Origin of the sequence: Arthrobacter sp. ZGTC412 (assembly GCF_002929215.1) — a bacterium.
Classification (GTDB): Bacteria; Actinomycetota; Actinomycetes; order Actinomycetales; family Micrococcaceae; genus Arthrobacter.
This window is the reverse complement of sequence record NZ_PJII01000006.1, coordinates 87509-113571: the sequence shown is the minus strand read 5'-3', so window position 1 is coordinate 113571 and position 26063 is coordinate 87509. Positions and strand designations below refer to the sequence as shown.

Genomic DNA, 26063 nt, shown 5'->3' with positions numbered 1-26063 from the left:
CGCTTGAAGCGGTGGCCCGGAAGTGGCCCGGAAGTGGCACGGCGGGAACAAGGAAGGGCCTTCCATGGTTACGTCAGGAGTTAGAGCTACAGGTGCGCCACGCGTAGCATGTAGCTATAGCCCATACCGAATCCGTAGGGGCAGGCACCGCTGGCGCGGAGCCGCCAGACCGTCCTAAGAAGGTAGGCCAATGAGCACCGCAACCAATGAGAACAGCACCCAGACCACCAGCGCGGCCAGTGAAGAACTGCCCGTCCACGAGGTCAACCTGACCGACGTCGCGGCAGGCAAGGTCCGCAGTCTTCTCGAGCAGGAAGGCCGCACGGATCTGCGGCTCCGGGTTGCTGTGCAGCCTGGCGGCTGCTCAGGACTGATCTACCAGCTCTACTTCGACGAGAGGCTCCTGGACGGAGACGCTGTCCGGGATTACGACGGCGTCGAAGTTGTTGTGGACAAAATGAGCGTTCCCTACCTCAGCGGTGCCAGCATCGACTTTGAGGACACCATCGCCAAGCAGGGCTTCACCATCGACAACCCGAACGCCGGCGGCTCCTGCGCCTGTGGAGACTCCTTCCACTAAGCCGGTTATTTCGCCCGACGCCGGCGCCGCGCTTCCTGCCGTTCAAAACGGAGACAGGCACGGCGCCGACGTGTGGGCGAAACGCCCGGGGGAGCGGTAAGCTCTACACCGAGTAGTAAAACTTTTAGTGTGCCCGCGGCGCCGATGGCTGCCCGGACAACAGCAGCAACAAGTAGGAAGGGCCGTCTGTGAGTTCGCAGAACCGAACCGGCAGCCGACGCAAAACGATCACCACGATCACAAGCTTGGCAATTGCCGGCGCGTTGGTTTTGACCGGATGTTCGCCAGAGGTAGAGAAAGGGTGGCTGCCCACGGAACGTGGCACCACCAGCAACAGCGACCGCATCATGGACCTCTGGGTCAACTCATGGATCGCCGCCTTGGTTGTGGGCATCATTACCTGGGGCCTGATCGTTTGGTGCCTCGTGGCCTACCGGCGCCGTAAGGGCACCGTGGGCTTCCCGCGCCAGACAAGCTTCAACCTTCCGCTCGAAGTGTTCTACCTGACCATTCCGCTCTTTATGGTTCTGGTGTTCTTCTACTTCACGGACCGTGACCAGCAGGCCATTGATGACCGGTCACAGCCCGCCGACGTCGTTGTCGATGTCCGCGGCAAGCAGTGGGCCTGGGACTTCAACTACAAGGCCGGCGACGTCATCGAAGAAGACGTCCACGAGGCTGGTGTCCAGGCGCACCTGACTGGCAACACGATCGACAAGGAACAGCTCCCCACGCTGTACTTGCCCGTCAACAAGTCAGTGGACCTCGAGCTCAACTCACGCGACGTGATCCACTCCTTCTGGGTTCCTGCCTTCCTGCAGAAGCGCGACATGATCCCGGGCAAGACCAACTACATCCGGTTTACCCCCACTGCAGAGGGCACCTACGACGGCAAGTGCGCCGAGCTCTGCGGCGAGTACCACTCGGAAATGCTGTTCCGCGTCAAGGTGGTGTCGGAAGCTGAATTCCAGGCACACCTGGATGAGCTCAAGGCAGCTGGCAACACGGGCCTCCTCGGTGTGGAGTACGACCGCAATCCGAACCTGAACGAAATTAAGTAAGGGGAGCGACGTGGCTACGTACACTCAATCCGCACCCACCGGAGTGCTCACCGCTCCCGTGGTTCCCAAATCCAAGGGACGCATCGTCGTCAACTGGATCACCTCCACCGACCACAAGACCATCGGGTACATGTACCTGATTGCCTCGTTTGTGTTTTTCTGCCTTGGCGGCGTGATGGCGTTGCTCATCCGCGCTGAGCTGTTTGAACCCGGCATGCAGATCCTGCAGACCAAAGAGCAGTACAACCAGCTGTTCACGATGCACGGCACCGTGATGCTCCTGATGTTCGCCACCCCGCTCTTCGCAGGCTTCGCAAACGTGATCATGCCGCTGCAGATCGGTGCGCCGGACGTTGCCTTCCCGCGCCTGAACGCGCTGGCCTTCTGGTTCTTCCTGTTCGGCTCCACCATCGCGGTGTCCGGCTTCATCACCCCGCAGGGTGCAGCCTCCTTTGGCTGGTTCGCTTACGCTCCGCTGTCCAACACCACCTTCAGCCCCGGCATTGGTGGGGACCTGTGGGTGTTCGGCCTGGCGCTGTCCGGGTTCGGAACGATCCTCGGTGCGGTCAACTTCATCACCACCATCATCTGCATGCGTGCTCCCGGCATGACCATGTGGCGGATGCCGATATTCACCTGGAACACCCTGGTCACGGCCATCCTCGTGCTCATGGCATTCCCGCCGCTGGCCGCTGCATTGTTCGCCCTTGGTGCAGACCGCCGCTTCGGTGCGCACATCTTCGATCCGGAAAACGGCGGTGCAGTGCTCTGGCAGCACCTGTTCTGGTTCTTCGGCCACCCCGAGGTTTACATCATCGCGCTGCCGTTCTTCGGCATCGTCTCGGAGATCTTCCCGGTGTTCAGCCGCAAACCGATCTTCGGTTACAAGGGCCTGGTCTACGCCACGATCGCGATTGCTGCCTTGTCCGTAACGGTGTGGGCCCACCACATGTACGTCACTGGCGCGGTGCTGCTGCCGTTCTTCGCGTTTATGACCATGCTTATCGCGGTTCCGACGGGCGTGAAGTTCTTCAACTGGATCGGGACCATGTGGCGGGGCTCAATCACTTTTGAGACCCCAATGCTGTGGAGTATCGGGTTCCTGATCACGTTCCTTTTCGGCGGCCTCACCGGCATCATCCTGGCCTCTCCGCCGCTGGACTTCCACGTCTCTGACTCCTACTTCGTGGTGGCACACTTCCACTACGTGGTGTTCGGCACCGTGGTGTTCGCGATGTTCGCAGGGTTCTACTTCTGGTGGCCCAAGTGGACCGGCAAGATGCTGAACGAGCGCCTGGGCAAAATCCACTTCTGGATGCTGTTCCTGGGCTTCCACGGCACGTTCCTGATCCAGCACTGGCTTGGTGTTGAGGGCATGCCCCGTCGTTACGCGGACTACCTGGTGGAGGACAACTTCACCTGGATGAACCAGTTCTCTACGGTTGCCTCGTTTGTCCTCGGAGCCTCACTGATTCCATTCTTCTGGAATGTCTACATCACCTGGCGCAGCGCCGAACGGGTAGAGGTCGACGATCCCTGGGGCTTCGGCGCCTCGCTGGAGTGGGCCACGTCCTGCCCGCCGCCGCGGCACAACTTCACCTCGCTGCCCCGGATCCGTTCGGAGCGCCCAGCGCTGGACCTGCACCACCCCGAGCTTCGACAGGTCCACACTGTCGAGTCACCGGCTCCCGCAGCCTCAACGCTCGGTAACGCCGACCAGAAGGACACTGCACAGTGAAAATTGAGTCATGGATCTTTGGTTCCGGAGTCTTCTTCTTCGTACCGGTCTCGGTGATTTACGGCTTCCTCACCGACTGGGGTGAATGGGTCGGTATCCTCGGAATCCTCCTGGTCGGCGGCCTCGCCGGCATGATCGGCGGGTACCTCGGTTTCACCGGCAAGCGCGTCGGACTTCGCCCGGAAGACCGGAGCGATGCCGAGATCCACGAGGGCGCCGGTGAGCAGGGGCACTTCAGCCCCTGGAGCTGGTGGCCGCTGGTCCTCGGCCTGGCTTGCGCGACAGGTTTCCTGGGCCTGGCAGTAGGTTTCTGGATCGTGTACATCGGGGCCGGCCTGGCTGTTGTGGCACTCATTGGCTGGGTTTACGAATACAGCCGCGGCGACCACGCCCACTAGGCAAAACAAGAATAACGACGACGGGCCCCACCTTTTGGTGGGGCCCGTCGTCGTTATTCTTGGTGTTGTCCCGTGCCTGATACCTGGAACGGCCAGCCGGGCACGGGCCGAAGACAGAATGGCACCTCACACGGGGCCTATTCGGCCCCCTGTGACTCCAGCAGCTCGCCGAGGGCCCGGAGGGCCTTCTCTGCCTTGGCCTCACTCAGGGCGCCGCTAAGCACCGAATCCTCGATGCCCAGTTCCACTTCGCAGCCATGATGAAAGTCAGCCGTCATCACTTGAAGAAGCGAACGGGCATCCACTCCACAGGTGCCCGGTTTGGTGATGGTCACGGGAAGCCCGGTATCAGTAACCGCCCTGACGAATACTGCTGCCGGGCGTGCATGCAGCCCGATAGGGGCTGCGACCACGGCCTTGTATGTAGGCAACGGGACTCCTTCTTTATGACGGCCCCATCCGTCGGGTGATGAAATTTTCCTGTCCAATATAGCGGGCTGAATGCCGGTTCCCCGAATGGGCACCGCCTCTGGCAGACGGTGGTCTAGACCTGCCCTAAAATGGCAAGGTGAACTTGAACCCAGGGGAGACAAGCCATGGCAGGTAGCGCCGGGGCCATAACCGGCGAAATCGACCGTACCAGCGGAACTGCGATTTACGTCCAGCTGCGGGAGATCCTCCGCACCTACATTGCCGAATCATGCCGGCCGGGTTCTGCGCTGCCTTCCGAGCGTGACCTCGCCGAGCGCTTTGGCCTGGCGCGGATGACCGTGCGGCAGGCGATCGATGCGCTGGTGGGTGAAGAAGTCATTGAGCGCGTAGTGGGCCTTGGCACTTTTGTGCGCCGGCCAAAGCTGGACCTGCAGGTGAAGCTGACGTCATACAGCGAGGAGATGCAGCGCCGCGGCATGGTTCCTGCGGCGAAAGTTCTCAGCTTCGAACAGATCGGCGCCAGCGCTTTCCTGGCCCGGGAGCTCCAACTGGACGAGGGAACGCCTCTGGTCCGCTTCCGGCGGCTGCTCTTGGCTGACGGCGAGCCCATGAGCGTGGACGAGAACTTCATTCCTGCCCACCGTGTTCCCGGCCTGCTGGACGGCGAGCCGCCCACCTCGCTGTACAACGTGCTAAGCGAGCAGTACGGCCTGGTGATGGAGTGGGGGGAGGACATGATCGAGGCGACCGCAGCTTCGCCGTCCACGGCACGGCTGCTCAACGTGGAAGTCGGATCACCGTTGCTTAAGATCCAGCGCCACGCATTTGTTGCACGGACAATGGTGGACTATTCCGTCTCCTATTACCGTGCCGACCGGTACAAGTTGTGGGTCCCGTTGCAGCGCCCGGGTGCGCGGCGGTCCCGTAGCCACTGAGCACCGCTTTGCAGGGATCGTAAGGCCCTCCCGCGCCACAACAGCCCCCGCCGTGGGAGCGGGAACACGGAAGGCCCGGTCCTTTTGGACCGGTCCTTCCGTGTTCGAACGAAGCGTTGTGCCTAGTGACTCAGGCTCTTCGCAGCCTCAGGAGCTTCCACTGCCGCGTGGCCGTGACCGTGGGCGGCTTCCAGCTCGGCAGGGGTAGCCGGGGCAACGCGGTCCTCGAAGAACCACTTGGAGAGGAACGCGCGGCGCTTCTCCTTGCGGGTCACTACACCGTGCTCGTTCGGCACAGCCGGAAGAACGTTCGGTGACTCGAAGCCCACCAGCTTGTAGCGCTTGTACTCGTCCAGCGGTGCGTGCACCTCGATGAACTCCCCGTGCGGGAGGCGGACAATGCGTCCGGTCTCGCGGCCGTGGAGGGCGATTTCCCGGTCCTTGCGTTGAAGGGCCAGGGCCACCCGCTTGGTGACGATGAAGGCAATGATCGGGCCAATGAAGAACAAGGCGCGCAGCCAGTACGTGACGTCATTGAGCGAAACGCCGAAGTGGGTGGCGATGAGGTCGGAGCCTGCAGCAGCCCACATCACGCAGTACCAAACGAATCCGGCCATACCAATGGCTGTGCGCGTCGGGGCGTTGCGGGGACGGTCCAGGACGTGGTGCTCACGGTCGTCCTTGGTGATCCAGCGTTCAATCCACGGGTACATAAACATCACGGTGAACAGGATGCCGGCCGGCACCAGGGCCGGGAGCAGGACGTTCAGGGTAAGGGTGTAGCCGAAGATCACGTACTCGAAGTGGAAGTCTCCAATGACGCCCGGCATCAGGCGCAGCGCGCCGTCAACAAAACCGATGTACCAGTCAGGCTGGGTTCCGGCGGACACGGGGGAGGGGTCGTAAGGACCATAGTTCCAAATCGGGTTGATCGTGAAGAAACCGGCCATCAGTGCCAGTACACCGAAGACGATGAAGAAGAATCCACCGGCCTTGGCGGCGTAGACGGGGCCCAAAGGGTAGCCGACCACGTTGTTGTCGTTGCGGCCGGGGCCGGGGTACTGGGTGTGCTTGTGCACGACCACCATAAAGAGGTGCAGGACGATCATCAGCAGGATCAGTGCCGGCACCAGCAGGATGTGCAGCATGTACAGGCGGCCGATGATGGCAGTGCCCGGGAACTCTCCGCCAAAGAGGAAGAACGAGATGTACGTGCCGACGATCGGAATCGACTTGATTACACCGTCGATGATGCGCAGGCCGTTGCCGGAGAGCAGGTCATCGGGGAGGGAGTAGCCGGTGAAGCCGGCGGCCATCGCCAGGATCAGCAGGACGCTGCCCACAACCCAGTTCATTTCGCGCGGCCTGCGGAAGGCTCCGGTGAAGAAGACCCTTAGCATGTGCACGGCGATGGAAGCCACGAACAGCAGGGCCGCCCAGTGGTGGACCTGGCGCATAAACAGGCCGCCGCGGACGTCGAAGGAGATGTCCAGTGACGAGCTGTACGCCACGGACATTTCAACGCCCTTGAGCGGAACATAGGAGCCGTCGTAGTGGGTCTCCGCCATGGACGGATCAAAGAAGAACGTCAGGAACGTACCGGACAGGAGCAGGATGACAAAGGAGTACAGTGCCACTTCGCCGAACATAAAGGACCAGTGGTCCGGGAAGACCTTGCGGCCGAATTCGCGGAGGATTCCGGAACCGCCAACACGGGCATCGACGAAGTCGGTGACCCGGCCTGTCTTGGTCTTGGCGACGAAAGCGGGCTCAGCTGTTGATGCTGCGCTCATGCATATCACGCTCCCAGTAACTTGGTCCTACAGGTTCTTTGAAGTCGCTGGTGGCGACCAGGTAGCCCTCGTCATCAACTGCGATGGGCAGCTGGGGGAGAGGACGGCTGGCGGGGCCGAAGATCACCTTGCACTCTTGCGTGAGGTCAAAGGTGGACTGGTGGCACGGGCACAGCAGGTGGTGCGTCTGCTGCTCGTACAGAGCAACGGGGCAACCAACGTGGGTGCAGATCTTGGAGTAGGCAACAATGCCGTTGTAGCCCCAGTCCTCGCGGCCCGCGGAGGGGTTCAGCGATTCCGGATCCAGGCGCATGAGCAGCACAACGGCCTTGGCCTTCTCGTTGAGCTTGCCTTCGTGAAGTTCGTTCAGGCCTTCCGGGATGACGTGGAATGCAGAACCGATGGTGACGTCCGAGGCCTTGATGGGGGTTCCGTCAGGGTCACGGGCGAGGCGCTTGAGCTTGCCTTCCGCGGGTGCCCACATGGTGTGGGACAGCTTGTTGTCAGGGCGCGGACCGAGGTCGCCGAAGATGGCAACTGCCGGCAGTGGCGCAAGCGCAACTGCACCCAGAAGGGTGTTCCGGATCAGCGGACGGCGCTTGATTCCCGTCTCTTCAACGATGTCGTCAACGATCCGGACTGCCGCCTGGCGGTCCTCTTCGTAGCGGATCGCGTGGCGTTCTTCGGAGACTTCATGGTCCGGCATCAGGGCCTTGGCCCAGTGGACGATGCCGGTACCGATGCCGAGCATTGCGAATGCCGTGCCAAGGCCCAGCAGCATGTTCTGGAGCCGGATGTTGGCAATGGTTGAATCTGCACCGCCCAGATCAATGGCAAAGTACGCCACCAGGAAGATCAGGGTTCCAACAACAGAGATGCCAAATAGTAAGGCGACCTGCCGTTCTGCCCGCTTGGCGGCCTTCGGGTCCGTGTCAGCCAGGCGCAAACGGTGCGGAGGAATTCCAGGGTCCTGGAACTTCTCCACCTCATTCTGACCAGCCGTAGCTACGGTGCCCGAGTGGCTCGGACTGCCGTCACTATGGTTGCCCATAATTCGCCTCATCCTTCTCTCGTCCCGGCGGGTGCCGGGTTAGTTTCTAATATCAAACTGCTGACGGATCAGCAGAAGTTTGTGCAGTGGTCCGCGGAGGTCCTAGGACGTCCGCGAGGTCAGCCAGATGGTGAAAGCGATGATGACGCCGAGGCCTGCGATCCAGACGAACAGGCCCTCGGCCACGGGGCCGAGTGAACCCAGGTCGGCGCCGCCGGGGGAGCCGCTGCTTTCGATCTGCTTCAGGAAGGTAATGATGTCGCGCTTGCCTTCAGGCGTGATGTTGGAGTCGCTGAAAACCGGCATGTTCTGCGGACCGGTGGCCATGGCCTCGTAGATGTGCTTGCCGGATGTGTCTGCCAAGGCGGGGGCGAACTTGCCCCGGGTCAGCGCGCCGCCCGCGGCAGCAGCGTTGTGGCACATGGCGCAGTTGGTGCGGAAGAGTTCGCCACCGGCGGCTGCGTCGCCCTTTTCGTCGAGCAGGCTTTCCTCAGGGATCGCCGGGCCGGCACCCAGCGAAGCAACATATGCTGCAAGCTGGTGGGTCTGTTCGTCATTGAATTGAGCGGGCTTCTCCAGGGCCTGGGGGCCGTTCATCTGCATCGGCATGCGGCCGGTTCCCACCTGGAAATCAACAGCTGCGGCGCCCACGCCGACCAGGGAGGGGCCATCCTTGGAACCGCTGGCACCCATGCCATGGCAGGTGGCGCAGTTGGCGGCGAAGAGCTTGCCGCCCTCCTCTGCGTCAGTTGCGCTGAAGGTGGTGGTGGAAGCCTTGGCCTCGTTGACGGTGGTGGCCACGGCGTACAGCCCACCAGTGATGAGGAGCCCCATCAGAAGCAGCGCGATTGCTGCCAGTGGGTGACGCCGCTTTTGCGAGAGTGCCTTCACGTGGTGGTTCCTTTATTCGATCCTGCGCCGGCTCCTGGAGCCGCTACCTGAAATTCTGCCTCTTGTAGAAAAAGAATCAAAGCTGGCTACTTGAGTACGTAGATGACCAGGAAGAGGCCGATCCAGACGACATCCACGAAGTGCCAGTAGTACGAGGTGACAATTGCGGACGTTGCCTCAAAGTGCCCGAACTTCTTCGCGGCAAAGGAACGGCCCATGATCAGGAGGAAGGCCACCAGGCCGCCGATCACGTGGAGGCCGTGGAAACCGGTCGTCATGTAGAAGGCGGAACCGTAGGCGTTGGAGGAGAGCGAGACGTGCTCGGAAACCAGCATCGCGTATTCCGTGGCCTGGCCGGCAACGAAGAACGCCCCCATGAGGAAGGTCAAGGTAAACCACTCGTTCATGCCCCAGCGGGCGAACTGGAAGGCCCCTCCGGTTCGGCGCGGCTGCAGCCGCTCGGCGGCGAAGACGCCCATCTGGCAAGTAAACGAACTTGCCACGAGGACGATCGTGTTGACGAGCGCAAAGGGGAAGTTGAGCTTGGCTGTCTCAGCCGCCCACATCTCACCGCTCGTTGAGCGCAGAGTGAAGTACATGGCGAAGAGACCGGCGAAGAACATCAACTCACTGGACAGCCACACTACGGTTCCAACGGAAACCATATTGGGGCGGTTCAGCGTGGGGTGCGCCGGGGAACTGGGGGCATGGGTCGCAGATGTCACATAGACATTATGTCTGTAAAAGTCCGTGCTGCCCAACGCAAACCGCCTTTTCGGAGGACTTTTTCTACAAAGACGCGAAATCGCACCAAAAAGTTCCCGCGCCTGTTCACATTGGTCAGTCCCGGCCACCCTCGATAGCATCAGTAGGTGACTTCACAGGCATCTGCAGCGTCGGCGGGCAACACCTGGCCGCGGCTGATCTCGGCATTGATCAACGGCAAGGACCTCACGGCGGACAGCACCGCCTGGGCCATGGACACCATCATGTCCGGGGAAGCGACGCCCGCCCAGATCGCGGGATTCCTGGTTGCCCTTAGGGCCAAGGGAGAAACCGTTGAGGAGCTCTCCGGCCTGGTGGATGCCATGCTTGCCCATGCTAATCCAGTCTCAATTTCGGGTGAGAAGCTGGACATCGTCGGGACGGGCGGTGACCAATTGAACACCGTCAACATCTCCACCATGGCGGCGCTGGTGGCTGCCGGAGCAGGCGCCAAGGTGGTTAAGCACGGCAACCGGGCGGCGTCGTCGTCGTCCGGTTCGGCAGATGTGCTGGAAGCCCTGGGGGTTCGCCTTGACCTGTCCATAGAACAGGTGACGCGCAACGCGGAGGAGGCAGGAATCACGTTCTGCTTCGCCCAGGTGTTCCATCCGTCCTTCCGCCACACCGCCGTGCCGCGGAAGGAGCTGGCCATACCCACAGCCTTCAACTTCCTCGGCCCGCTGACCAACCCGGCCAAGGTCCAGGCCTCCGCAGTGGGTGTTGCCAACGCCAGGATGGCGCCGCTGGTGGCGGGTGTCCTGGCCCAGCGCGGGAGCCGTGGCCTTGTGTTCCGCGGAAATGATGGGCTCGACGAACTGACCACCACGGGTCCCTCAACCGTCTGGGAGATCCGCGACGGCGCTGTGTCTGAGTTGACCTTCTCGCCGGCGGACCTTGGGATCAAACCGGCAACCGTGGAGCAGCTCCGCGGCGGGGATGCGCAGGCCAACGCCGCCGTGGTCCGCGAGGTTCTCGCGGGCAAGGAAGGTGCGGCACGCGATGCCGTCCTCCTAAATGCCGCCGCCGGCCTCGTTGCATTCGACACCAGTGCAGACGGTCCGTTCCTCGACCGCATGCAGAAGGCATTCAGCCGTGCAGCCGAATCGATTGGTTCGGGCGCTGCCGCAGCGGTCCTGGAGAAATGGGTGTCGCTGACCCGCCGGTGATTCCCGGCTACTACTCGAAGCCCAGGGCGAAGGCTGCGTCCAGATCGTGCTGGGAGTAGGCGCGGAACGCGATGTGCGTTGTTGTGTGGACCACTGCGGGCACCTTGGACAGGCGGTCCGCAATCACGTCCGCCAGGTCCTCATGCCGGGGCACCCTTGCCACTGCGATCAGGTCCCATTCGCCCGTAACGGAGTACACCTCGCTAATGCCCTCGATCGCTGAGATCTCCTCAGCCGTTTCAGGAATACGGGCAGCGTCGGTCTTGATCAGAACGAATGCGGTGATCACGATAAATCCTTCCGGATCTGTTGCGCCGTAGCAGGGCCCGGCAAGCTTTTCAGTGCTGCCAGCCTATTACATCCGGGCGCGCTGGCAGCCGGCCCTCCAGCCACCCAAGCTAACTTCTCAGGCGCTCCTCAGCCGCCTGACCCCTGCCCATGCCAGCCGCCACCCCACCAGCAGCAGCCCCAGGCTCAGCAATGCCACGATGATAAACGGCAGCACCACGGTCTGTCCGGTCAGTAGCCGGAGCACCATGCCACCCGCCAGGGCTCCAAGCCATACCGCCAGCCCGGTCCGGCTGACGGACAGCGGGTTCCGCCATGCCCTTGCAGCAAGCCATCCAAGCGCTGCCCCGGCCAGAAAGGGCCAGGCGGTCTGCAGGACGCCGGTAACCACGTCGCCGCGCTGGTGGGCATCACGTCCGACGGCGGCGAACACCAGGATCAGCACGGTGTCGGCTATGGCGGCGGCTGCTATGTGCCGCCCGGGGGATGCAGGAAGGGGCCGCGGAATGGAAGGCGTCATGGTTTCGAGCCTAGCAATGGGAAGGGGGCGCCGGTGCAGCCCCTTGCCCGTCCCTTGATGTTTGAGCAGGATGGACAAACCGGGAAAAGGAAGGCGGAACCATGCGGTTGATCCAGGTTGCCCAGCACGCGGAAGATCTCCGACGGGCGTCTGATTTTTACGCCGAACTGCTGGCGGTGCAACCCACTGCGGTGTTCGATCCGCCCGGTCTTGTCTTCTTCGATCTTGGGGGCGTGCGGCTGCTGCTGGAACCGGGCGCCCCGCGGGCTCTTCTGTACTTCCAGGTTCCCGATGTCAGGGCGTCCGTGGACGAACTCCAGGGCAGGGGAGTGGAGGTGGTGGATGCGCCGCATGTGATCTACAGCCACACGGACGGCCGCCTTGGTCCGGCAGGTACGGATGAGTGGATGGCATTTATCCGGGACAGCGAGGGCAATACGCTGGGGCTCGTCAGCCAGCTGGCGACAGGACAACCGGCCCCCGGAGGGCCAGGCGCCTGAAACCCCTGCGCCTGATGTCGATTGTCCAGCCGTGGCTGCAGCACTAGGCTCAAGCCGGAAGGGAGCACTATGGCACGCACCATCGGGACATGCCTCTGGTTCGAGAACCAGGCGGAAGAGGCCGCACAGTTCTACACCACGGTGTTTGATGATTCGAAGATACTGAACGTTTCTCGCTTTGGCGAAGATGCGCCCGGTCCGGCAGGCCAGGCGATCGCCGTCGAGTTCGAGTTGGAGGGCCGCGGTTTCACGGCGCTGAATGGTGCGAGGGGTTCCAGTTTCACTGAGGCCGTTTCGTTTGTGGTTGATTGCGAGGACCAGGACGCTGTGGACCGCTACTGGACAGCACTGACCGACGGCGGCAGTGAAAGCATGTGCGGCTGGCTCAAGGACCGCTTCGGAGTGTCCTGGCAGATCGTTCCGTCTGTACTGAGTTCCCTGATTGCTGGGCCTGATCCGCAAGGTTCGCAACGGGCGATGCAGGCGATGCTGGGAATGCGAAAGCTGGACATCGGAGAGCTGCAGAAGGCGTACGACGGCTGACGTCGGCGCAGTGCTCGTGTCTGAATATTCGCTCCGGTCCGGGCGCTGCTCCCGGACGTCCTGGCGGTAGCATCGGGTCCGATGAATAAACCGCTTTGGATTTGCTGCCTCGTGGGTGCCGCAATCGGAATCACTTTGGGCCTTGCTGTCTTCGACAGTCCCTTTTTTGGTTTCGCCCTGGGACTGGGCGTTGGCGCTGTTGTGGGCGCTGGGATCGGGCCGCGTCGCTGACCCGCGGGGAGGGCCCCTTCGACTTTACTTGACATAATGTAGATTATCGGCGTTTGGGAGTGGGCCCGGGAGGGGCCGGAACGTGCCCACTGGCAAGCAAGTAATCGGCGCCCCTGCGGCTTCAGCCGAAATCCATGAATCCGCAGGTCATTGTCTTATTCCGGGCGCTCGTTAAGAATGAGTCAATGACGGTCTATGTGCGATCACTAGAAACTGCAGTTCCGAAAACGATACTGATCCAGACAGAAGCCCGTGACGTGTTTGCGGCCCAGCCAGGTTTGACGAGGCTCGGCTCACGGCTGGTCAATACCTGTTTCGATTCTGCTGCCATTGACACGCGCTTCACCGCCGTGGACGAACTCACAACGGATTTCCGCTCCGACGATCCGCAGTTCTTCGATCCTGCAACCGGCTTGCTGCTGAATCCCAGCACGAAGGTCCGCAACGACGTCTTCGGCCGCGAGGCGACAAAACTCTTTGTTGAAGCCGCCCGTGCCGCGGTCAACGCCGCCCCGGAACTGGATTTACTTGACATAACTCATCTCGTGACCGTGTCCTGCACCGGCTTTTTTAACCCCGGCCCCGACTACAAAATCGTCCGGGAGCTGGGCCTGGATCCTTCCGTCCAGCGCTACCACCTGGGATTCATGGGCTGCTATGCAGCGTTCCCCGCACTCCGGGCCGCAAAACTGTTCTGCGAGGCTGACCCGCAGGCCGTTGTCCTTGTGGTGTGCGCCGAGCTGTGCTCGCTGCACGTCCGCACCTCAAACGATCCGGACACCATCATGGGCTCAGCCCTTTTCGCCGATGGTGCGGCGGCCGCCGTCGTCACTGCACGCAGCGGGTCGGAGGAAAAGTCGCTGCTCCAGCTTGACCACTTCGAAACCGTGCTCACACCGGTCGGTGAGGATGCGATGGCGTGGAACATCGGCGACCACGGATTCGAAATGATCCTGGGGAATTATGTGCCGCACATTATTGATGACCACATCGTGGGCGCCCTGCAGCCCCTCCTTGCCCGGGACCCGGAACTGGAGGCACTCCCCTATACGTCGATCCGGCACTGGGCCATCCACCCCGGTGGCCGGAGCATTCTGGACAAAGTCCAGTCCCGGCTGGGCCTCACGGACGAGCAATTGGTTCCGGCGCGCGAGACCCTGCGCAACTACGGAAACATGAGCAGCGCCACAGTGCTGTTTGTCCTCAAACACATCCTGGAACAGGACCCGGAGGACGGGGACGAACGCATCTGCTCCATGGCCTTCGGCCCGGGACTTACGGTGGAGACTGCGCTGTTCACCAAACTGCGCCAGGCTGTGGCCGCAGAAATGGGTCAGGCGCCCGGACGCGCCGCGGCAGAAGTACCCGTAGCCTGAGCCCCTTGGACCTGCTGATGCGGAAGCGCGCTGTCGACGCCGCGGAACTGATGGACGCCCCGGACTGCGACGCCCGGCGCCTGCAGAACACCTACCGCCAGTTCGGAGTGATCAACCGCGCACTGTCCGGGTGGCGGAGGCTCTACGTGCGGGAGCTTCGTCCGTCCCTGGCCGTGAATAATACTCCAGTCACGCTGTTGGACATCGGCTCCGGTGGGGGCGACCTTGCGCAGCTGCTGGCGCGCTGGGCCCGCCGTGACGGACTTCCGCTCCGGATCACCGGCATAGACCCTGATGCACGGGCGACCGCCTACGCGCGGGGACGCCTGCCCATACCTGGTGTCGAGTTCCGGCAGGCGCACAGCGCCGATCTTGTCCGGGAGGGCGCTCGCTACGACTTCGTCATTTCAAACCACGTCCTGCACCACCTCTCGGCGGACGAACTCCAGCAGTTGCTCGCCGACTCGCTAGTCCTTTCCACCAGGAAAGTGCTGCACAACGACCTGAGGCGCAGCCCCGCCGCGTACGCGCTCTTCGCAGCCGCAGCCCTGCCATTTCCCCATTCCTACATCCGGGTGGACGGACTGACGTCCATCCGCAGGAGCTACACGCCGTCCGAATTGACCGTCCTCGCTCCCCCGGGCTGGCACGTCGAAGCCACCACCACCTTCCATCAGGTGCTGGCCCTGCGCAGGACCTGACATGGCAGCAGCAACGGACGTTCTGATCATCGGTGGGGGCCCGGTGGGCCTCTACCTGGCAGCCCTGCTGCTTCAGGACGGCGTCAGCGTCAAGGTTCTTGAACAGAGACAGGCCATTAACCGGCATTCCCGGGCGATCGGCATCCATCCACCTGCCCTTGAGGCTCTGCAGCAAGTAGGCATTGCGTCCTCTGCGGTTAGAGATGGGGTAAAAATCCGCGAAGGTTTAGCGGTCAGCGGCGGAAAAACCGTAGGCATCATGCCATTTGCCCCGGCTTCGGACACATATCCGTTCGTGCTGGCCCTGCCCCAGTTCAGGACCGAACAGCTGCTGGAAGAGCGGGTCCGCCTCCTGGACAGCGGCGCCCTGGTCAGGGGCGTGCGGGCCACCGCAGTGAAGGACGACGGCGGGTCAGTCACCATTGTCGCCGAACATGCCGGGGACACGCCGGGAGGAATGGCTTCCTTGACGGCGTCCCTCGTGGTGGCGGCCGACGGCGCCCGGTCGCCCATGCGCGGCCTGTTAGGCGTGCCGGTGTGCCGGAGAATTTATCCCGACCACTACCTCATGGGCGACTTCCGGGACTCCGGGGTTTACGGAGAGCGGGCGGTGCTGTTCCTTGAACCAGGCGGAATAGTTGAGTCCTTTCCCTTGCCCGGCGGATTGAGGCGGTGGGTGGTGCGGCTGGGAACCCGGGCCGGTACTGCCGGGCCGGATGAGTTGGCACAGCTGGTCCGGACCCGCACCGGGATCCTCCCGGACGCCGGCACCAACACCATGGTGAGCGCCTTCAGCGTCCGTTCCACAGTGGCCAGGACCATGGTGGCCGGGCGGGTGTTCCTACTCGGCGATGCTGCCCACGAGATCAGTCCCATTGGCGGCCAGGGCATGAACCTGGGCTGGCTGGATGCCCAGGCCCTCTCCCCGATCATCCGGGCGGCATCGGCGGGCGGAAACCTTGACCACCTACATGCGCAGGTCAAGGAGTTCCAGGCGCGGCGGCAACGTGCGGCTGCCATGGCGAAACGGCAGTCCGAAATCAACATGATGCTGGGTCGGCCCCTGCCCCGGCCGTTGCTGAACCTCCGGAACCTGGGGATGAGCGCCGCTGCTGCCGCTCCGGCGGTGAACCGCTGGGTCGCACGGCGTTTCACCATGCAGGAACTGGACAGGCAGCCATTGTGGAGCCGTCCGCTCGCTTACCGGAAGTAGCAGTCGTAGCTGTCCTGGCTGACGATCAGTCCGTTGCTGACTTCAAATACTGACGACGTCCTGGCCCGGATTACTTCCCCCCGGTCCCAGTAACGCAGGTCCATCAACACCGTCGCAGACCAGTCGGCTTCCACCACCACCCGTCCGCCCTCACAGGTGGTCCGGCGGACCACAAACTTCTGGTCCGCCACTACTGTGCAGCTTTGGTCCGCACCGGCCAGGACATCAACCAGCGTGCGCGTGGAGCCTTCCGGGGCCAGCAGATGCGGGGCTTCCACCAGGACGAACGAATCGGCGAGGAATGGCCTGATGGCTGCCGCTCCCCCGCCCGATTCCAGGACGCGGAAGAAGTCAAGGACACGGTCCAGCGGCGGGGTCTGCAGGGAGGGGTCTTCAGGCACGACATAGACACTAGCCGAGCCGAAGGCCCGTCCGCGGCCCGGCCGCTAGGCTTTCCCCATGAACCAAAGCCTGCCCGAGACCGCCTGCACTCCGGAGCGGATCCGCGAAACCGTGGAGGGGATCCTCTCAGCCGGCGCTCTCCCGCCCATTGTGCAGGCAGGCCATCCGGCGCTCAGGCAGCGCGCCGCCGCCTTTGACGGGCAGTTGCCGGACGACCAGCTCGAGCGACTGATAACCCTGATGCGGCAGGTGATGCACGAAGCTCCGGGCGTGGGGCTGGCAGCGCCCCAACTCGGCATACCGCTGCAGCTGGCCGTTATGGAGGACCAGTACGACGTCGACCCTGAGGCTGCTGCCCTCCGTCACCGGAGCCCGATGGACTTCCTCGCCGTCCTGAACCCCCGCTACACGCCGCTGGGCCCCGACTTGGCGTCCTTCTATGAAGGCTGCCTTTCACTCAACGGGCTTCAGGCCGTGGTGGCCCGCCACGAAAACGTGCTTCTTGAGTTCCAGACTCCGGACGGGGCCGCTGTGCAGCGGGAGTTTTCCGGCTGGCAGGCCAGGATCGTGCAGCATGAAACCGACCACCTGAACGGTGTGCTGTACGTGGACCGGGCCCAGCTCAGGTCCCTGACCAGCAACGCCGAATACGCAGCCCACTGGGCCGAGCCAGGCATCAGCAAAGCGAAGCAGGGGCTCGGTTTCGACGCCGGCCCCGCCGGCATCAGTGCCGGCTGACCTTCCAGCGCACCCTGCGCCGGAAAGACCCGGATGCGGGAGCCATAGGATGGTCCCATGCCCTCCACCACCGACCTTCCGCTGCTGTGCCCGGTGTGCCGGGAGCCGTTGGAACTGCTTGCCGCAGCCCCAATGGGTCAGAGCCGGCTCGTCTGCCCTTCCGGCCACAGTTATGACGCCGCGCGCCAGGGCTACTTCAACCTGCTGGTCGGGAAGGGCACTGCCTTCGAATCCGACACTGCCGACATGGTCCAGGCTCGCTCCGACTTTTTGGAGGCGGGGCATTTCGGGCCGCTGGCAGCTGCGGTGGCAGCCGCCGTCGTACCCTGCCTGCCCGAAGAACGCGGCGCGGTCCTGGACGCCGGAACGGGAACCGGACACTACCTGAGGGCGGTGCTCGACGCTGCAGCGGCGCAGCGCCGCCGCCGGGTGGCTGCCGTGGGCCTGGATATCTCCAAATTCGCGCTGCGCCGGGCCGCGCGGCTCAACCCCGAGGCCGTGAACCTGGTGTCCGATGTCTGGCAGCCATTGCCGCTGGCGGACAAGTCGGTGGACGCCATTACGGTTATATTTGCGCCCCGCAATGCCGCGGAATTTGCACGCGTCCTGCGGCCTGCCGGACGGCTGGTGGTGGTCACACCACGGACCGGTCACCTCGCTGGCATCGCCGCTGTCACCGGGATGCTTGGCATCGAGGAAGGCAAGGAAACCCGGCTGGCCGAAGCGATGGGCAGCCATTTCGACGCAGAAACAAGTACCGACGTCGAGATTCCGCTGGCACTGACCCGGCAGGAAGCGGCAAATCTCGCTTTTATGGGGCCGGCGGGCCACCACCTCGGGCGGAAGGACCTTTCGGAACGACTGGCGGGCCAGCCCGAGCCGGTTCAGGCCCAAGCGCACTTCCGGCTGACGGTCTTCCGATCCAGTAAACCCGCTGCCTTCCGGCCCAGTAAACCCGCTGCGACGTAACGACTTGGCCACTATCCCCGCACGACCGGTGAGAGCCAGCCCACAGCGGACGGTGCCGCACTAAGATTGGAGGACAGTTACTGGCGGGTGCGCACGTTCGGCTCCCCGTAGCGAAGGGGGAGCACGTTGTTCGAATGGCTCGGGGAAAACTGGTGGGCGTTGTGGCTCACCGCCTTCCTGGCGTTTGCAGTGATCGAGATGATCACGCTTGACCTGTTTTTCATCATGCTCGGCGGAGGAACCCTGGCTGCACTGGTAGCGGACTTCGCTGGCGCCGACCTTTGGCTGCAGATCGTGGTCTTCTGCGTGGTGTCCCTGCTCATGATCGCCTTCGTCCGGCCAGTGGCCCTGGCCCATCTAAAGAACGGGCCGTCCGAGCAGCGCACCAACGTGGACCGGCTCATCGGTGAGCAGGCCGTGGTGATGGAGCCGGTGACGTCCGACGGCGGCCTGGTCAAGATCGGCGGCGACATCTGGACGGCCCGTTCTGCCGGGGGCGTCCTTCCCGCCGGCCAAAGAGTAGTGGTTTCCGCCATCGACGGGGCCACCGCAGTGGTAACAGCGCCGCCGGAAGCAGCAAGCCAGTCCTGATACAGCCTGAACAAATGGGGAACAAGGAGATGTATGGATAACGCAGGAGGAACTGCATTGGCCATTGTGCTGGTGGTCCTGATCGTGTTTGTGATAATCGTTCTGGTCCGGTCCGTGCGGATCATTCCACAAGCCCGTGCAGGCGTGGTGGAACGGCTGGGCAAGTACCAGCGGACGCTGAATCCAGGGCTGACCATTCTGATTCCGTTCGTGGACCGGCTCCTGCCGTTGCTGGATCTCCGCGAACAGGTGGTCTCGTTCCCTCCGCAGCCGGTGATCACCGAGGACAACCTGGTGGTCTCCATCGACACCGTTGTGTACTTCCAGGTCACGGACCCGAGGGCCGCCACCTACGAGATCGCCAACTACATCCAGGCAGTCGAACAGCTGACCACCACCACGCTGCGCAACGTTGTGGGCGGCCTGAACCTCGAAGAAGCACTCACCTCCCGCGACCAGATCAACGGCCAGCTGCGCGGAGTCCTGGACGAGGCCACCGGCCGCTGGGGCATCCGTGTCTCCCGGGTGGAACTCAAGGCCATCGACCCGCCCCACTCCATCCAGGACTCCATGGAAAAGCAGATGCGCGCAGAGCGTGACCGCCGTGCCGCCATCCTTACTGCCGAAGGCACCAAGCAGTCAGCCATCCTGACCGCCGAAGGCCAGCGGCAGGCGTCCATCCTGGCGGCGGAAGGCGACGCCAAAGCTGCCATCCTCCGCGCCGACGGCGAGGCGCAGGCCATCCAGAAGGTCTTCGACGCCATCCACAAGGGCAACCCGGACCAGAAACTACTGGCATACCAATACCTGCAGACCCTTCCGAAGCTCGCAGAGGGTTCCTCCAACAAGCTCTGGATCATTCCGAGCGAAGTCGGCGAAGCTCTGAAGGGGATTGGCAACGCTCTCGGCGGAACAAACCCTGATTCTGCTGTGGCGGGGTTGTTCGACGAAGTGGGAGCCAAAACCTCCGAGCCTTAGTTCGAGGCCGGGAAAGGCACATCGAGGGGATCCGCAGCTGCTGCGGATCCCCTCGATTTTGGCCGGGGAGGCATGACACCCGTATAATTGGGTATTTGTCCGGCAGGAGCAATCCGTTGGAACAAGCGAGCTTCGCAACGCGTTGAATCTTACGATGCAGCACTGAGCACACAGTAGTCCGGAGGTGCTTCTTAGCCACCGGCTAGCGCGGGGTTTTACTCCGCGAACCGACCAGAGGGAGAAAACATGAGCGATCGCAGCCTGCGGGGCATGCGCCTTGGTGCGCAGAGCATGGAGACCGAGTCCGGAGTCGAGCCGGCTCCGCGCCAGCGCGTCGAGTACCGGTGCGAGGACGGCGAGCAGGTCTTTGTTACGTTCTCCTCCGAGGCCGAGATTCCCCCGGTCTGGGTTTCCAAGACCGGCAAGGAAGCGCTCCTGGTCGACGGCGAACGCCCGGACACCAGCAACGACAAAGCTGTCCGCACGCACTGGGACATGCTGCTGGAACGCCGCTCGCTTCCGGAACTGGAGCAGATCCTTGAGGATCGGCTGACCATCCTGCGCGAACGCCGCGGAGAACGCCGCTCCGCATAAAGAGCCGCTCCGCATAAAACTGTCGAGATGCAACAAGGGCCGTCCCCCACGCTGTGGGAGACGGCCCTTGCTTTTGGCGCCATCGGGTCTTGGCGGCGGAAGCGCTTTACGGCTGGGCCGGCGACTTCTTGCGGGTAAGGGTGTTCCAGCGGGCCTGGAGTCCCCACTTGGTGACGTTGATCATTGCCTCCACTACGATGTTGCCGCTCATTTTGGAGGCGCCGAGTTCGCGCTCCACAAAGGTGATGGGGCGTTCCTCGATCCGCAGGCCCATGCGGGCAACCCGCCAGGCGAGGTCTACCTGGAAGCCGTAGCCGACCGAGTCCACCTGATCCAGGTTGAGCTTTTCCAGGGTGGTCCGGCGGAACGCGCGGTAGCCGCCGGTAACGTCCTTGATCTTCAGGCCCAGCATGAGGCGGGCGTACGTGCTTCCCACCCGCGAGATGGCCTGCCGGTACAGCGGCCAGTTGACGACGCTTCCGCCGGGGACCCAGCGGGAACCCATGGCAAGATCGGCGCCCTGGTCGATGGCTTCGAGGAGCTGGGGAAGCTGCTCGGGCTGGTGGGAACCGTCCGCGTCCATCTCCACGAGGACGTCGTAGCCGGCATCGAGGCCCCACTTGAAGCCGGCGATGTAGGCGGCGCCCAGCCCTTCCTTACCCTTGCGGTGCAGGACGTGCACTTGGGAGTCCTCGGCAGCGATTCCATCTGCGAGCCGGCCCGTGCCGTCGGGGCTGTTGTCATCCACTACCAGCACGTCCGATGCCGGGACGGCTGCGCGGAGCCGCTGCAGCGTGATGGGCAGCGATTCCAGCTCGTTGTAGGTGGGGATGATGGTAAGGACGCGCACAGAAGGCCTTCCTGAAGGGAACGGTCGGTGCACCCGCTGACGAACGAAATCGCTGGCAGGCGCAGCTACCCATTATAGGGCGGAGGTCGCGGGGGTCAGGAACGCAGGGCAGGGTTGGCGTGCAGCTCCAAGCCGTCCCTTACGGTCTGCAGGCACACCGGGTCCGAGCCGGTGTCCAGCGCAGGCAGCAACGGTGTCCGTGCCCTGGGATCGGTGCTCCACGACTGCACCCTGCCGTCGGCCACCTGCACCATCAGCTCCTCGACCTCCCAAACAGCGAAGCTGGCGGGAGCTCCGGGGACCAGCTGGCCCGCCATGGGATTGGGATACCTGGCGGCCCGCCACCCGGCACGGGTGTGTCCCAGGAAAGCCGCGCGGGCCGAAATCCGCTCATCTTCTTTGTGGTGCTCCAGGCAAGCCCTGACGCTGGACCAGGGGCGCAGCGGTGTCACGGGGCTGTCGCTGCCAAAGCAGACCGGAACCCCGGCAGAGTACAGGCTGGCAAACGGATTCATGGACCGGCTTCGCTCCCCCAGCCGCTGCTCGTACAGTCCTCCCGGACCACCCCAGGCAGCGTCAAACGCAGGCTGGGCACTAACCGTCACGGAGTAGCGGGCAAGCGTTGCAACGGCTGCTGCGTCCACCATCTCCACGTGCTCAAACCGGTGGCCGGCGGCCCGGATCCTCTGCTCCCCCACCTCGGCAGCCGCCAGCTCCAAAGCTTCCAGTGCGGCGTCCAGCCCGGCGTCGCCAATGACGTGGAAACCGCCTTGGATCCCGACCAGTGAACAGGCTGCAAGATGGGCCGCTGCCTGCTCGACACTCAGGTACAAGCTGCCGGACTCGTCCGGGGCGTCACTGTAACCGGACCTTAGGGCCGCCGTCCGTGATCCTACGGACCCATCGATGTTCAGGTCTCCTGCCAGGCCCCGGACGCCGACGCCCAGTTGGTCAAGAATGCTGCGGGCGTGTTCTTCCGATGACGCCAGTTCACCCCAGTAAGGCAATACTTCAGGAGCGGGATTTCCCCCGTCACTGTTCCAGCTTCCCGCCAGTCTAAGATCCTCCGCACCCCCGATGTGGGGAGCTCCGATCTCCGCCACTGCCACGTAGCCGTTGGCGGCAGCCTCGGCCAGGGCGCGGCCCTGGTGACGGCGGAGCACCTCTGCCGGGAGCCGGCGCGTTACCTGCCGGGCTGCCGCGTGCGCGGCCCGCCGAACCCTTGCGCCGCCGTCGAAACCATCAAGCCCGCGGAGGCCGGCCGAGGCTGCCAGGGACGCCGAGACCAGGGCTGAGTGGACGTCAACGCGGGACAGATAGACAGGGCGGCCTCCTGCAGCCCGGTCCAGTTCCTCCGCACTGGGCAAGGTGGCGTCGGCCCAGGTGGTGTCATCCCAGCCGTGGCCAAGGACCGGGCCGTCGCCGGGCGCGGCGGCCACGGCGTCCAAAAGCTCTTTTGCCGAGTTCAGGTCCTGCAGGGCCAGGGAATCCAAGGCAATACCGGTTTCCGTCAGGTGCAGGTGTGAGTCCACGAAGCCGGGGGCAACCAGGGCACCGCGGAGGTCGATGATCTCCATGGAGCTGTCTGCAATGGAAGACGCTGCCTGTTCCGATCCCACCCACGCCACCGTGTCACCGTCCACCAGCATGGCAGTGGCAAAGGGGTCAGCGGCTGTGTAAACGGAGCCGTTGCGGTAAAGCACCGGGCTGGTCTTGGAGCGGGATCCGGGCAGGGCTTCGGGGAGGGGCATAGGTAAGCAAAACTCCTGGAGATAGGAAGGCCGGCAGCAGCAGCCGATGGGTCAGAGGACGGAAGAATAGGCCACTACGCCGCGGCGGATCAGCGCTATGGCGTCGGAGCAAAGGCGTGCGAGGCGGGGGTCCAGGCCTGGAATCTTTGCCAGTTGGTCCAGCAGGTCAACCACCTGCTTCACCCAGCGGACAAAGTCCCCCGCTGCGAGGTCCGTACCGCTCAGGACGTCCTGCAGGTGCCGGCCACGCGCCCACTTGTAGATTGGCCACACCAGGCCCAGCTCGGGCTCGCCGGTCAGCGGAAGCTTGTTTTCCTCTTCCGTATCCTCAAGGGCGGACCATTCCCGGACAACAATGTCCACCGAGGTCTCCAGGGACACACTGGGCATCCTCGGCCGCATGCCGCGGTCCTCGCGCTTGGCCTGGTACACCAGGACGCTGGCGAGGGCTGCGACTTCCACGGCGTCAAGGTCATCAAAGGCGCCCAGCCGGAGGGACTGCGAAATCAGCAGGTCCTTTTCACCGTAGATCCGCCTCAGCTTCTGTCCGTCCGGGCTGATGATCAGCCTGCCGTCCGTGGTCGGTTCCAGGTAGCCGTAAGAGGACAGGACATCGCAAACCCGGTCGAAGGTCTTGGCGATGGTGTTGGTGCGGCCCTGGATCTGCCGGACCAGCCCGTCCGTCTCCCGCCGGAGCTTCCACCAGCGTTCGGACCAGCGTGCGTGGTCCTCCCGTTCGCTGCACCCATGGCACGGGTGGGCGCGGAGGGCGCGTCGAAGGTCCGCGATGCGCTTTTCCTGGTTCGGCAGGGACGTGGCGAGGCCGAAGTCGTTGTTCCGGTTATTGCCCGGGGCCGGCGGGCGGTTCTCCCGCAGCGCGTTCCGTGCGGAAGATGCGAGGTCCCGACGGGACTTGGGAACCTTGGCGTTGAAGGACTTGGGAATGCGGATGCGCGTCACCGGCGCGATGGGGCCTTCGAGGTCGTCGGTGCCGATGCGGCGCAGCTGGTTGTCCAGCGTCAGCACAGCCGGCCGCGGTTCCCGGCTGCTGTGGTCCGAACTCAGCACAATGGCCGGCCCAGGAGCCCGTCCGCCCGGGACATGCACGACGTCGCCCGGAAGCAGGCGTGCCAACGAGTCATCGCTGAGTGACTTCCGGGCGCGTGACTTGGTCCGGGAAGTCGTGTTTTCGGCGTCGGACAGCTCCCGGCGCAACCGGGCGTACTCGGTAAAGTCCCCGAGGTGGCAGGTCATCGATTTTGCGTAGCCGGCCAGCGATTCCTCGCGGCTGCGGACCTGCTTGGCCAGGCCCACCACCGAGCGGTCCGCCTGGAACTGCGCGAAGGAGGATTCCAGAATCTCGCGTGCCCTCGCCCGGCCGAACTGGGCCAGGAGGTTGATGCTCATGTTGTAGGTGGGCCGAAAGCTTGAGTTCAAGGGGTAGGTGCGCCGTGACGCCAGGCCGGCGACCGCCGTCGGATCCGTCCCCGGCTGCCACAGCACCACCGCGTGGCCTTCGACGTCGATGCCCCGCCGTCCGGCGCGGCCGGTCAGCTGGGTGTACTCCCCCGCAGTGATGTCCACATGGGCTTCACCGTTGAACTTGTCCAGCTTTTCGAGCACGACCGAGCGCGCCGGCATGTTGACTCCGAGGGCAAGCGTCTCCGTGGCGAACACGGCCTTGACCAGACCGTCTGCGAAGAGCTTTTCCACGACCTCCTTGAAGGTGGGCAGCATGCCCGCATGGTGCGCCGCAAAACCGCGGAGCAGGCCATCCCGCCAGGTCCAGAAGCCCAGGACGTCCAGGTCGTCCGGCGGAATGTCGCGGCCGGCTTCATCCACCCGCTCTGCGATAATCCGCTGTTCCTTTTCAGTGGTGAGCCACAGCCCGGAGCCGACGCACTGTGCAACGGCAGCGTCACAACCGGCCCGGGAGAAGATGAAGGTGATGGCCGGGAGGAGGTCCATGCGGTCAAGGCTTGCGATCACCTGCGGCCGGCCGGCCGGGCGTACTCCCCGTTCGTCGCCGCCCCTGCCGGGCCGGTCATTGCCACGCCTGCCGCGCTGGCCGCGGCCGCCGGGACCGCCGGCGGCGGACCTCGCACGGAAGCTCTGCATGCTTTCGCTGCGGGCCACGGTGAGGAGGTCGGGGTTCACGTCGAAGCCCCGGCTTGTGGAGGTGTCCTTTTTGAAGTCCGGCTGTGCTTCGTCGGAGTCCACCGGTGGGGCGATCTCGTCGAAGGTGGTTTCGCCGGCAAAGAGGTCCATGATCTGGCGGCCCACCATGACGTGCTGCCAGAGCGGCACGGGCCGGTGCTCGGACACAATGATGTCCGTGTCGCCGCGGACCGTATCAAGCCACGCGCCGAACTCTTCAGCATTGGAGACGGTGGCGCTGAGGGAGGCCACCTGCACTTCGCTGGGGAGGTGGATGATGACTTCTTCCCAGACGGCACCGCGGAAACGGTCGGCAAGGTAGTGCACCTCGTCCATCACCACGTAGCCCAGGTCGCCCAAGGTTGCTGAGTCGGCGTAAAGCATGTTGCGCAGGACTTCAGTGGTCATCACCACCACGGGAGCATCACCGTTGATGCTGGTGTCACCGGTCAGCAGGCCCACGCTGTCGGGTCCGTATTTGTCGCTGAGCTCGGTGAACTTCTGGTTGCTCAGCGCCTTGATGGGTGTGGTGTAAAACGCCTTCAGGCCCCGTTCGAGCGCCAGGTAGATGGCGAACTCACCAACAATGGTTTTACCGGCCCCGGTAGGGGCTGCCACCAGCACTCCCCTGCCCTCCTGCAGGGAAAGGCACGACTGACGCTGGAAGTCATCCAGTTCAAAGTCGAGGGTGCGGGCGAAGGCTCCGAGGTAGGTGGCTGCCTCCGCCCTGCGTTCGGCGCTGAGACGGTACTTCTCTGCCGGGGAAAGCTCTTCAGGATCGTCCGGACCGGTAGGGAATGGCCTGGGCTGGAACGAACCGTCGTTGGAGGACATACCCCAAGCCTAATAGG

27 protein-coding genes are annotated in these 26063 nt (G+C 63.7%); 16 read left to right on the top strand and 11 right to left on the bottom strand.

Annotated elements, in window-relative coordinates; all coding sequences use genetic code 11:
• The first annotated feature begins 190 nt into the window (after nt 1-190).
• From CXQ88_RS09940 to CXQ88_RS09925, 4 genes are all read left to right on the top strand, one after another.
• Nucleotides 191-580 (top strand): HesB/IscA family protein, encoded by a 390-nt coding sequence (locus CXQ88_RS09940; RefSeq protein WP_104044002.1) that lies wholly within the window; start codon nt 191-193, stop codon nt 578-580.
• 188 nt (nt 581-768) lie between these two features.
• Nucleotides 769-1641 (top strand): aa3-type cytochrome oxidase subunit II, encoded by an 873-nt coding sequence (gene ctaC, locus CXQ88_RS09935; protein ID WP_104044001.1) that lies wholly within the window; start codon nt 769-771, stop codon nt 1639-1641.
• A gap of 10 nt (nt 1642-1651) precedes the next feature.
• Nucleotides 1652-3379 carry an aa3-type cytochrome oxidase subunit I gene (ctaD, locus tag CXQ88_RS09930; protein WP_104044000.1) on the top strand — a complete coding sequence of 576 codons (1728 nt, stop codon included), beginning with the start codon at nt 1652-1654 and terminating at the stop codon, nt 3377-3379.
• A complete protein-coding gene (locus tag CXQ88_RS09925) occupies nt 3376-3777 on the top strand; it encodes a cytochrome c oxidase subunit 4 (RefSeq protein WP_104043999.1) in 402 nt (133 codons plus the stop codon). Before ctaD ends, CXQ88_RS09925 begins: the two co-directional genes overlap by 4 nt.
• 137 nt (nt 3778-3914) lie before the next feature.
• On the opposite strand, the gene CXQ88_RS09920 is transcribed toward CXQ88_RS09925, so the two are convergent.
• Entirely contained in the window at nt 3915-4208 is a 294-nt protein-coding gene (locus CXQ88_RS09920) for an HPr family phosphocarrier protein (RefSeq protein WP_104043998.1), read from the bottom strand.
• A 165-nt stretch (nt 4209-4373) separates the two neighbouring features.
• On the opposite strand from CXQ88_RS09920, the gene CXQ88_RS09915 reads away from it, so the two are divergent.
• Complete coding sequence (locus CXQ88_RS09915; RefSeq protein WP_104043997.1) at nt 4374-5144, top strand: GntR family transcriptional regulator; 771 nt, start codon at nt 4374-4376, stop codon at nt 5142-5144.
• Nucleotides 5145-5266: 122 nt separating this feature from the next.
• Here CXQ88_RS09915 and qcrB read toward each other — a convergent pair whose 3' ends face one another.
• The 4 genes from qcrB to ctaE form a co-directional block, all read right to left on the bottom strand.
• Nucleotides 5267-6937, bottom strand: a complete 1671-nt coding sequence (gene qcrB / locus CXQ88_RS09910) for a cytochrome bc1 complex cytochrome b subunit (protein ID WP_104043996.1) — start codon at nt 6935-6937, stop codon at nt 5267-5269.
• On the bottom strand, nt 6915-7988 hold the full coding sequence (gene qcrA / locus CXQ88_RS09905; RefSeq protein WP_104043995.1) for a cytochrome bc1 complex Rieske iron-sulfur subunit: 1074 nt from the start codon (nt 7986-7988) through the stop codon (nt 6915-6917). The genes qcrB and qcrA overlap by 23 nt, the downstream gene beginning before the upstream one ends.
• Before the next feature lie 102 nt (nt 7989-8090).
• Nucleotides 8091-8879, bottom strand: a complete 789-nt coding sequence (gene qcrC / locus CXQ88_RS09900; RefSeq protein ID WP_104043994.1) for a cytochrome bc1 complex diheme cytochrome c subunit — start codon at nt 8877-8879, stop codon at nt 8091-8093.
• 86 nt (nt 8880-8965) lie between these two features.
• Complete coding sequence (ctaE, locus tag CXQ88_RS09895) at nt 8966-9604, bottom strand: aa3-type cytochrome oxidase subunit III (protein ID WP_181037463.1); 639 nt, start codon at nt 9602-9604, stop codon at nt 8966-8968.
• A 147-nt stretch (nt 9605-9751) separates the two neighbouring features.
• Here ctaE and trpD point away from each other — a divergent pair, with 147 nt between their 5' ends.
• Nucleotides 9752-10810, top strand: a complete 1059-nt coding sequence (trpD, locus tag CXQ88_RS09890) for an anthranilate phosphoribosyltransferase (RefSeq protein ID WP_104043992.1) — start codon at nt 9752-9754, stop codon at nt 10808-10810.
• A 10-nt stretch (nt 10811-10820) separates the two neighbouring features.
• On the opposite strand, the gene CXQ88_RS09885 is transcribed toward trpD, so the two are convergent.
• Complete coding sequence (locus CXQ88_RS09885; RefSeq protein WP_104043991.1) at nt 10821-11099, bottom strand: Lrp/AsnC family transcriptional regulator; 279 nt, start codon at nt 11097-11099, stop codon at nt 10821-10823.
• Between the two features lie 117 nt (nt 11100-11216).
• Nucleotides 11217-11618: a DUF3054 domain-containing protein gene (locus tag CXQ88_RS09880; protein WP_104044074.1), complete on the bottom strand. Its 402-nt coding sequence runs from the start codon at nt 11616-11618 to the stop codon at nt 11217-11219.
• A gap of 101 nt (nt 11619-11719) precedes the next feature.
• Here CXQ88_RS09880 and CXQ88_RS09875 point away from each other — a divergent pair, with 101 nt between their 5' ends.
• The 5 genes from CXQ88_RS09875 (at nt 11720) to CXQ88_RS09855 (ending at nt 16182) form a co-directional block, all read left to right on the top strand.
• Nucleotides 11720-12118: a VOC family protein gene (locus tag CXQ88_RS09875; protein ID WP_104043990.1), complete on the top strand. Its 399-nt coding sequence runs from the start codon at nt 11720-11722 to the stop codon at nt 12116-12118.
• A 69-nt stretch (nt 12119-12187) separates the two neighbouring features.
• A complete protein-coding gene (locus CXQ88_RS09870) occupies nt 12188-12661 on the top strand; it encodes a VOC family protein (protein ID WP_104043989.1) in 474 nt (157 codons plus the stop codon).
• A gap of 416 nt (nt 12662-13077) precedes the next feature.
• Nucleotides 13078-14268, top strand: a complete 1191-nt coding sequence (locus CXQ88_RS09865) for a type III polyketide synthase (RefSeq protein ID WP_104043988.1) — start codon at nt 13078-13080, stop codon at nt 14266-14268.
• Between the two features lie 17 nt (nt 14269-14285).
• The gene (locus CXQ88_RS09860; protein WP_104044073.1) at nt 14286-14969 is read left to right on the top strand and encodes a methyltransferase domain-containing protein; all 684 of its coding nucleotides are present in this window, start codon (nt 14286-14288) and stop codon (nt 14967-14969) included.
• A 1-nt stretch (nt 14970) separates the two neighbouring features.
• Nucleotides 14971-16182 carry an FAD-dependent oxidoreductase gene (locus CXQ88_RS09855; protein WP_104043987.1) on the top strand — a complete coding sequence of 404 codons (1212 nt, stop codon included), beginning with the start codon at nt 14971-14973 and terminating at the stop codon, nt 16180-16182.
• Here the strand turns inward: CXQ88_RS09855 and CXQ88_RS09850 are convergent.
• A complete protein-coding gene (locus CXQ88_RS09850; protein ID WP_104043986.1) occupies nt 16170-16583 on the bottom strand; it encodes a nuclear transport factor 2 family protein in 414 nt (137 codons plus the stop codon). The genes CXQ88_RS09855 and CXQ88_RS09850 overlap by 13 nt on opposite strands.
• Nucleotides 16584-16641: 58 nt before the next feature.
• Between CXQ88_RS09850 and CXQ88_RS09845 the strand changes: the two genes are divergently transcribed.
• The 5 genes from CXQ88_RS09845 (at nt 16642) to CXQ88_RS09825 (ending at nt 20454) form a co-directional block, all read left to right on the top strand.
• Entirely contained in the window at nt 16642-17322 is a 681-nt protein-coding gene (locus tag CXQ88_RS09845) for a peptide deformylase (protein ID WP_104043985.1), read from the top strand.
• Between the two features lie 57 nt (nt 17323-17379).
• On the top strand, nt 17380-18291 hold the full coding sequence (locus CXQ88_RS09840; RefSeq protein WP_104043984.1) for a methyltransferase domain-containing protein: 912 nt from the start codon (nt 17380-17382) through the stop codon (nt 18289-18291).
• A 126-nt stretch (nt 18292-18417) separates the two neighbouring features.
• A complete protein-coding gene (locus tag CXQ88_RS09835; protein WP_104043983.1) occupies nt 18418-18882 on the top strand; it encodes an NfeD family protein in 465 nt (154 codons plus the stop codon).
• A 33-nt stretch (nt 18883-18915) separates the two neighbouring features.
• Nucleotides 18916-19860: an SPFH domain-containing protein gene (locus CXQ88_RS09830; RefSeq protein WP_104043982.1), complete on the top strand. Its 945-nt coding sequence runs from the start codon at nt 18916-18918 to the stop codon at nt 19858-19860.
• A gap of 246 nt (nt 19861-20106) precedes the next feature.
• Nucleotides 20107-20454, top strand: a complete 348-nt coding sequence (locus CXQ88_RS09825) for an RNA polymerase-binding protein RbpA (RefSeq protein WP_013600997.1) — start codon at nt 20107-20109, stop codon at nt 20452-20454.
• 106 nt (nt 20455-20560) lie between these two features.
• Here the strand turns inward: CXQ88_RS09825 and CXQ88_RS09820 are convergent, their stop codons facing one another.
• The 3 genes from CXQ88_RS09820 to CXQ88_RS09810 all read right to left on the bottom strand — a co-directional run bounded on the left by CXQ88_RS09820 (nt 20561) and on the right by CXQ88_RS09810 (nt 26046).
• A complete protein-coding gene (locus tag CXQ88_RS09820) occupies nt 20561-21304 on the bottom strand; it encodes a polyprenol monophosphomannose synthase (protein ID WP_104043981.1) in 744 nt (247 codons plus the stop codon).
• 95 nt (nt 21305-21399) lie between these two features.
• A complete protein-coding gene (locus tag CXQ88_RS09815) occupies nt 21400-23055 on the bottom strand; it encodes an amidohydrolase (RefSeq protein WP_104043980.1) in 1656 nt (551 codons plus the stop codon).
• 51 nt (nt 23056-23106) lie between these two features.
• Nucleotides 23107-26046: a DEAD/DEAH box helicase gene (locus CXQ88_RS09810; RefSeq protein WP_104043979.1), complete on the bottom strand. Its 2940-nt coding sequence runs from the start codon at nt 26044-26046 to the stop codon at nt 23107-23109.
• Nucleotides 26047-26063: the final 17 nt, after the last annotated feature.

What these genes read in the sequence shown, in the direction of transcription:
- CXQ88_RS09940 (WP_104044002.1), top strand. Translation starts at nt 191, where the DNA reads ATGAGCACCGCAACCAATGAGAACAGCACCCAGACCACCAGCGCGGCC.
- CXQ88_RS09915 (WP_104043997.1), top strand. Translation starts at nt 4,374, where the DNA reads ATGGCAGGTAGCGCCGGGGCCATAACCGGCGAAATCGACCGTACCAGC.
- qcrB (WP_104043996.1), bottom strand. Translation starts at nt 6,937, where the DNA reads ATGAGCGCAGCATCAACAGCTGAGCCCGCTTTCGTCGCCAAGACCAAG.
- qcrA (WP_104043995.1), bottom strand. Translation starts at nt 7,988, where the DNA reads ATGGGCAACCATAGTGACGGCAGTCCGAGCCACTCGGGCACCGTAGCT.
- CXQ88_RS09880 (WP_104044074.1), bottom strand. Translation starts at nt 11,618, where the DNA reads ATGACGCCTTCCATTCCGCGGCCCCTTCCTGCATCCCCCGGGCGGCAC.
- CXQ88_RS09875 (WP_104043990.1), top strand. Translation starts at nt 11,720, where the DNA reads ATGCGGTTGATCCAGGTTGCCCAGCACGCGGAAGATCTCCGACGGGCG.
- CXQ88_RS09870 (WP_104043989.1), top strand. Translation starts at nt 12,188, where the DNA reads ATGGCACGCACCATCGGGACATGCCTCTGGTTCGAGAACCAGGCGGAA.
- CXQ88_RS09865 (WP_104043988.1), top strand. Translation starts at nt 13,078, where the DNA reads ATGACGGTCTATGTGCGATCACTAGAAACTGCAGTTCCGAAAACGATA.
- CXQ88_RS09860 (WP_104044073.1), top strand. Translation starts at nt 14,286, where the DNA reads ATGCGGAAGCGCGCTGTCGACGCCGCGGAACTGATGGACGCCCCGGAC.
- CXQ88_RS09855 (WP_104043987.1), top strand. Translation starts at nt 14,971, where the DNA reads ATGGCAGCAGCAACGGACGTTCTGATCATCGGTGGGGGCCCGGTGGGC.
- CXQ88_RS09845 (WP_104043985.1), top strand. Translation starts at nt 16,642, where the DNA reads ATGAACCAAAGCCTGCCCGAGACCGCCTGCACTCCGGAGCGGATCCGC.
- CXQ88_RS09840 (WP_104043984.1), top strand. Translation starts at nt 17,380, where the DNA reads ATGCCCTCCACCACCGACCTTCCGCTGCTGTGCCCGGTGTGCCGGGAG.
- CXQ88_RS09830 (WP_104043982.1), top strand. Translation starts at nt 18,916, where the DNA reads ATGGATAACGCAGGAGGAACTGCATTGGCCATTGTGCTGGTGGTCCTG.
- CXQ88_RS09825 (WP_013600997.1), top strand. Translation starts at nt 20,107, where the DNA reads ATGAGCGATCGCAGCCTGCGGGGCATGCGCCTTGGTGCGCAGAGCATG.
- CXQ88_RS09815 (WP_104043980.1), bottom strand. Translation starts at nt 23,055, where the DNA reads ATGCCCCTCCCCGAAGCCCTGCCCGGATCCCGCTCCAAGACCAGCCCG.
- CXQ88_RS09810 (WP_104043979.1), bottom strand. Translation starts at nt 26,046, where the DNA reads ATGTCCTCCAACGACGGTTCGTTCCAGCCCAGGCCATTCCCTACCGGT.